Origin of the sequence: Bradyrhizobium sp. Leo170 (genome assembly GCF_004296405.1) — a bacterium.
GTDB lineage: Bacteria > Pseudomonadota > Alphaproteobacteria > Rhizobiales > Xanthobacteraceae > Bradyrhizobium.
Genome location: NZ_PSRR01000449.1, coordinates 1 through 5,733, shown reverse-complemented (window position 1 = coordinate 5,733; position 5,733 = coordinate 1). Strand labels below are relative to the sequence as shown.

General features: G+C 58.7%; 5 protein-coding genes and 1 pseudogene. 1 reads left to right on the top strand and 5 read right to left on the bottom strand.

Features of this window, described 5'->3' with window-relative positions:
- Positions 1–109: 109 nt before the first annotated feature.
- The gene (locus tag CWO89_RS40030; RefSeq protein ID WP_130583783.1) at positions 110–1,018 is read left to right on the top strand and encodes an EamA family transporter; all 909 of its coding nucleotides are present in this window, start codon (positions 110–112) and stop codon (positions 1,016–1,018) included.
- A gap of 167 nt (positions 1,019–1,185) precedes the next feature.
- Here the strand turns inward: CWO89_RS40030 and CWO89_RS49285 are convergent, their stop codons facing one another.
- From CWO89_RS49285 to ku, 5 genes and pseudogenes are all read right to left on the bottom strand, one after another.
- Positions 1,186–1,479 carry a tetratricopeptide repeat protein gene (locus CWO89_RS49285; protein ID WP_349644935.1) on the bottom strand — a complete coding sequence of 98 codons (294 nt, stop codon included), beginning with the start codon at positions 1,477–1,479 and terminating at the stop codon, positions 1,186–1,188.
- Between the two features lie 158 nt (positions 1,480–1,637).
- Positions 1,638–2,945 carry an adenylate/guanylate cyclase domain-containing protein gene (locus CWO89_RS40025; RefSeq protein WP_349644934.1) on the bottom strand — a complete coding sequence of 436 codons (1,308 nt, stop codon included), beginning with the start codon at positions 2,943–2,945 and terminating at the stop codon, positions 1,638–1,640.
- 399 nt (positions 2,946–3,344) lie between these two features.
- A complete protein-coding gene (locus CWO89_RS40020) occupies positions 3,345–3,851 on the bottom strand; it encodes a methyltransferase family protein (protein WP_130583782.1) in 507 nt (168 codons plus the stop codon).
- Positions 3,852–4,108: 257 nt separating this feature from the next.
- Positions 4,109–4,324: pseudogene (locus CWO89_RS40015) on the bottom strand (ribonuclease Z); the annotation flags it as partial.
- Positions 4,325–4,402: 78 nt separating this feature from the next.
- The gene (gene ku, locus CWO89_RS40010) at positions 4,403–5,329 is read right to left on the bottom strand and encodes a non-homologous end joining protein Ku (protein ID WP_130583781.1); all 927 of its coding nucleotides are present in this window, start codon (positions 5,327–5,329) and stop codon (positions 4,403–4,405) included.
- Positions 5,330–5,733 lie beyond the last annotated feature (404 nt).

Here is a 5,733-nt window from a genome sequence, read left to right as displayed (position 1 = left end):
AAGGCGACATTCACCTTGCGGGGCGAGCCGTTATCAACAACGGAAACCTCGCCGCTTGTCGGTGAGTTGACCTGCGGGTGTCTTGATCGTCAACAGCAAGAGGTCATCAATGTCGATAGGCGCAAGCCGAGCCCAATTAATAGGCGCATTCGGCGCCATTTATCTATTATGGGGGGGAACATATCTGGCAATCGCGCTAGGCTTGCAGTCGATCCCGCCTTTACTCCTGATTGGAGCGCGCTCCATTCTCGGTGGCGCTCTGTTGCTTGCCTTCTCGCAATTGAGCAGATTGACTCCACGACCGCGGGAAGATTGGTGGTACGCTGCAATCAGTGGCGCGCTCCTCTTCGTCGGATGTCATGGGATCCTCGCACATGCCCAGCGTTATGTCCCTTCGGGGTTATCGGCCATTTTTTTGGCGACCATTCCGTTCTGGATCGTGCTTGTCAACGTATCAACTGGTCAAAGCGAAGCTCTGAAAAGACTCTTAGCGCTTGTGCCTGGGTTGGCTGGCGTCGCATTAATCGCATGGAATGAAACATCGAATTCGCACAATTCACTGCCGATCGGTATGATTGTTTTGCTTCTGGTATCCTCTCTGTCCTGGGCACTCGGCAGCGTGTACGTGCAAAGGCGCGCCGCCCATATTCCGCCCCATGATCTTGCTGGCATGCAGCTTATCTGCGGTGGCGTCTGCCTGTTGGTGCTGAGTCAATTGATCGGCGAATGGGCCCACTTCTCGCCTCGCCAGGTCTCAATCGTTTCACTCGGGGGCGTGCTCTATCTGGCGCTCCTCGGTAGCGTCGTCGGGAACACAGCCTACCCGTGGCTGCTCGATCGCATGTCCGCCCCAGTTGTCGCCACTTACACCTTCATCAATCCAGTGGTTGCACTTATGCTTGGAGCATGGATTCTTGGCGAGCGTATTACGATGCTGAGCTTAACGGGTGCGGCGTTGGTGATAAGCTCTGTTGCGGCGCTTCTCTACTTTGCTAGTGCCGATGAGCCGACTCGATAGCGATCTACAGCGGCTCGACGGCAAAACCTGACGTGCTGAGGCTCATTGACTGTCCGGTCATGGCCCAAATGCGAAGTCCACCGCGGCTTTCAAACTGTCAGCTTCCGGAGGTAAAGCGGAAACGGTAGGCCGACCGCCGGATCGGCGCTTTTGACCCAAAGCGGGCGTCAGCCGTCAGGCACCCCGGCGATCCGCAAGCCTTGATAGAACCGCTCGCGTCCCATGAGGTAGGTTGGATTGTCACTCGCGACGCTGTCGCGAAACCGCCGCAGACAAAAGCTTGGATCAAGCTCAAATCCTGCCCTTGCAGCGGACTTTGCCTGGTCGATAGAGCCCAGCATCGCCAGCCCAACAGCAAGTGAAAAATGCGCGAGGGGAATGTTTCTGTTCGCTTCGATGCTACGACGAAACCAGCCAAGTGCCTCGATATCCGCCCCAAGCTGCAGCTTGGCAAAGCCCATCCACATCATCCAGCGGTGAGCAAAGATATCACGGGGCGAAAGCCGAAACGCCTGATTGAGATGTGCTTTCGGTCTCCGAGCAGCGCCCAGTAAGAATTTTCGCGAAGCCGATTGAGGCGTGCGCCTCGGCCAAATTGCGATCCAGCACCAACGCGCGCTCAAACTCGGCGATGCCTTGAACCGCGCGGTTTGTCGCAGTCAGAACGGAACCCAAGGTCAAGTGGGCAAAGGCGTGGTTTGGAGCGAGACAGGACCTTTAGAACTCTTGCCTCGGCCGACCCGAGAAGCGCAGCGCTGTCGTCCGTCATGCTGGCCATGCTAACGATCACATCAAGGGCTGGTATGCGGACCATTGCTCCGACGTTTTCTGGATCAAGCGCCAGCGCTCGTTCAAATTTGCTTCGTGCTTGTGCCAAGTTTTCAGGTATCCATCCCTTGTACATCAAAGCCTTACCTTGAAAGTACAAGTCCATTGAACTCGGAAGCGGGGACCGTTCTGATCGCCTCGCTTCTTGCTTGGCAAGCTGAGCGTCTAGGGCGTTGGCGATGTGTGCCACAATCTCATCCTGCATGTCGAACAGATCGGCCATCGGCTTGTCGAACCTCTCGGCCCAGAGGTGATTTCCGGTTCCTGCGTCGGCCAATTGCACGTTTATGCGCAGCCGACGTTCGCTGCGCTGTACCGAGCCTTCGAGCGCATACCGGACCTTCAACTCGCGACCGATCTGCTTGAGATCGATCGCTTTGCCTTTGCCTTTGTAGGTGAATGCGGTGTGTCGTCCGATAACAAACAAGCCGCTGATCCGCGACAAATCAGTGGTAAGGCTCTCGGTTACTCCATCGACGAAATATTCTTGCGCGGGAGCACCGCTGAGATTGGCGAAAGGGAGCACGACAATGGAAAGATGAGGCCCTGAAAGCGCGTCTGATTGTCCTCCAACACTCAGTGAAACGCGGCTGGCTTCCTCCCAGACGATTGCGTAGGCCCGGACCGGTCGGGAGATATTCTTGAGCTTCTGGTCACCCAAATCAGCGAACTCAATGGCGACCTTGCCTCCAACATGGGCGTAGACGGAAGCTGAGACACAGATACCGCCGGGTTCAGCTATCCCCTCAAGCCTCGCCGCGATGTTAACATCGTCCCCGAAAATATCGTGAGGCTCAACGATCACGTCGCCGATATTGATCCCGACACGGAAGCGAACGCGGCTTTCTTCCGGATCATCGCTTGTCAGGTCATGGGTGCGGCTTTGGAATTGAGTTGCGGCCCGCACCGCCTCGACCGCACTTGGAAACTCCGCCAAGAACCCGTCGCCGGTGTTTTTGACGATGCGGCCGCCGTGTTCCACAATCGCTGGCCTGACAATGTTCGCCAAGAGCCCGGTCAGTTTGGCGTGCGTGGCCTCTTCGTCGTTGTGCATCAGCCGCGAATACCCAGCTACATCGGCGGCCAGTATCGCCGCCAACCTCCGTTCGACCCGCACTGGTTGCTCTTGCACGATGGGCCTGCAATCCAACGTAGAGGGTATTCTACAACGGATCAGACAGGATGCCCATCGGGCTGATGTCCTTTATTGGCCCCGACCCGAAGTCGCTCGAATTGGTTCGAATTTCCTCAACCGCGGGTAGACGGGACGTGACGTGCGCTAGGCTTAACCGCCGCTCCTGACCCACAAGAGACATTAGCCGGATCGAAATCCTGCAATGCGAGATAGGCGCTACGCGCCCCCGATCTGGGACATGTTGCCCGGTCGTAACCTCGCCGCCGTAGCCGATGCGCTGGTCACACTGCTGCTGGCACATTTGATCGTACACAACGCGCACGATCCGGCGACGATGGCCGCGGCACTCGCACTCGCGGTCGATCAGGACGACGCCGACGTAGAGCCGGGCAAGCGTGGCAACCAGCGCGACACGTTGGCGCAATAGGTGTCGTACTCCGCTCCAAATGTCCTACGCAGCGTCGGCTCCTCATAAGCCAGAACGAAGATGTGGAAGCCGATCCACAGTAGCGCGCCGTAGACCAGAAGCCTTGCGTTTCCGAGGATCAGTCCTTGGCCAAGTACAATCGCCACTAGGGCAAGATAGATCGGATTGCGGACATAACGATTGGGGCCGGTGATCACCAAATGTTGCGTTGGTGCGACCGGCGCTGGCGTGCCGCCTTGCAGCGCAAATCGTGTGAAGGTTTCGACCAACACCGGAATGCCGAGCAGGATCAGAACCACGCCGAACCATCCGATAAGCTGGAGATCGAAGAACGGCGCTTGCAGACGCCATTGCGAAATCCACCACGGCACGACACCGGCGATCGTCGTGGGGGCAATCAGAAAAAAGACCGCCGACCCCAGAGCTGCCGAGCCTCTGGTCATGATGTTGCTCCGGCCCCACAAATCCCAGCGTGCACCCGCGATAGCGACGCGGTCGCGAAACGCCGGCCTCATCGTAGCAGCCGGCGATTGGGGCGACTAGGATTGACTGGCCCGGGTCACACTGCTCACGACCGCTTATGACCCATGAGGCGAAATTCTCGGGACAGGCACAAAGCGTCCGCTTTACCCCCGGAAGCGGACGTCACATTTTGTGAGTACGCGCCCTAGACTTGTGGCTCAGCCAGGCGCGACGCATGGACGACGACTTCGAGTGTGCCGGGACCACCCTGGATCGTCATGACTTCGGTGCTCTGCCGCAGAAAGCCAGCGCAGGCGCGCAGCAATTGGCGCTGCGTTCCCTCTCCGCAATCCACCAGGATACGATGATTTCCGGCCTCGACGAGAAGTCCCGGATGGTTGCGTTCGGCCGATGGCACGCTTGCAGACGTTCCCAGGAAGGTGAGCGCGCACATTCGTGGCCTAGCGTCTCTCTTCTCGATGTGGTTGCCCGAAAACGCTCACGCCCTCGTTGCCACGAGATCATTTCCGAGTCAGGCCGACTTTCGCTGTTGCCTGCTCGTCGGCTTCTTCGCGGCCGTCTCCTTCGCCTGTTTCTTGCCTTGGATCGGCATCAGCATCTCCTTCTGACCGGCCGCCGCCTTGCGCGGCTTCTTGGCGGGTTTGGCCGCCTTGGTTTCGGCGGCGGCGCCACCGACGCTCCGGCGCAGCGCCTCCATCAGGTCGACGACGTTTTCGCCGCTCGGCCGCTCCTTGGGCGTGATCGGCTTGCCAGCGCGTTTCTGGTTGATGAGGTCGATCAGGGCCGTCTCGTACTGGTCCTCGAACTTGTCGGGCTCGAACCGCCCCGACTTCTGGTTCACGATGTGCTTGGCCAGATCGAGCATGTCTTTCGTGACTTTGACGTCCTGGATCTCGTCGAAATACTCATCCTCCGAGCGGACTTCATACGGATAACGCAGCAGCGTCCCGACGAGGCCCTTGTCCAGCGACTCGAGCGCGATGATGTGCTCGCGGTTGGTCAGCACGACACGACCAATCGCGACCTTGTTCATCTCGCGTATAGTCTCGCGGATCACGGCGAAAGCGTCATGGCCGACCTTGCCGTCGGGCCGCAGGTAGTAAGGGCGGATCAGATATCGCGGGTCGATCTCTTCACGATCGACGAACTCGTCGATGTCGATGGTGCGGGTGGATTCTAACGCGACCTCCTCAAGCTCTTCCTTCGAAACCTCGATAAAGGTTTCCTTGTCGAGCATATAGCCCTTGACGATGTCCTCGTTCGCGACCTCCTCGCCCGTGTCGGCGTCGACCTTCAGATACTTGATGCGATGGCCAGTCTTTCGATTAAGCTGATTGAACGAGATCTTCTCGCTCTCCGATGTCGCTGGGTAGAGCGCGACCGGACAGGTTACGAGGGACAGACGCAGGAAGCCTTTCCAGTTGGCGCGGGGAGCCATTTTACGCAGAACTCCAGTTTTCCAGGGCGGCTTGGATTCAAGACGATCGAGTAAGGCTTGTTCCGACAATCCCTGCCCTTCGGGCTGCAATCTATCGGAAAACAGTCAACCGCCGAGGAACCGAACCGCTTGGCTGCCTTAGCGTGGGGAAGCGTCGGGGGCCGCGCCCTGGCGTTCCCGTGGCCCTCCATGCGCACCCGACCAAGCTTCTGCCTCTGCACGGTCCGCCTCGCGAGCGGCCTTCTCGGCAGCTTCCCGGGCGCTCTGAGCGCGGATCTCCGCACCCATGATCCGACCGCCCCAAATGACCTCGCGCGACTTCGTGCCCATAGCCGTGCCCATAGCGCTGATTACAGCGCCGCGGCGGCCTCTTCGCAATCCACGAGGACTAGTACCCACTTTTC

Coding starts and splice junctions, on each gene's coding strand:
- ku (WP_130583781.1), bottom strand. CDS start 5,329: ATGGCTCCCCGCGCCAACTGGAAAGGCTTCCTGCGTCTGTCCCTCGTA.
- CWO89_RS49285 (WP_349644935.1), bottom strand. CDS start 1,479: ATGGGCTTTGCCAAGCTGCAGCTTGGGGCGGATATCGAGGCACTTGGC.
- CWO89_RS40020 (WP_130583782.1), bottom strand. CDS start 3,851: ATGACCAGAGGCTCGGCAGCTCTGGGGTCGGCGGTCTTTTTTCTGATT.
- CWO89_RS40030 (WP_130583783.1), top strand. CDS start 110: ATGTCGATAGGCGCAAGCCGAGCCCAATTAATAGGCGCATTCGGCGCC.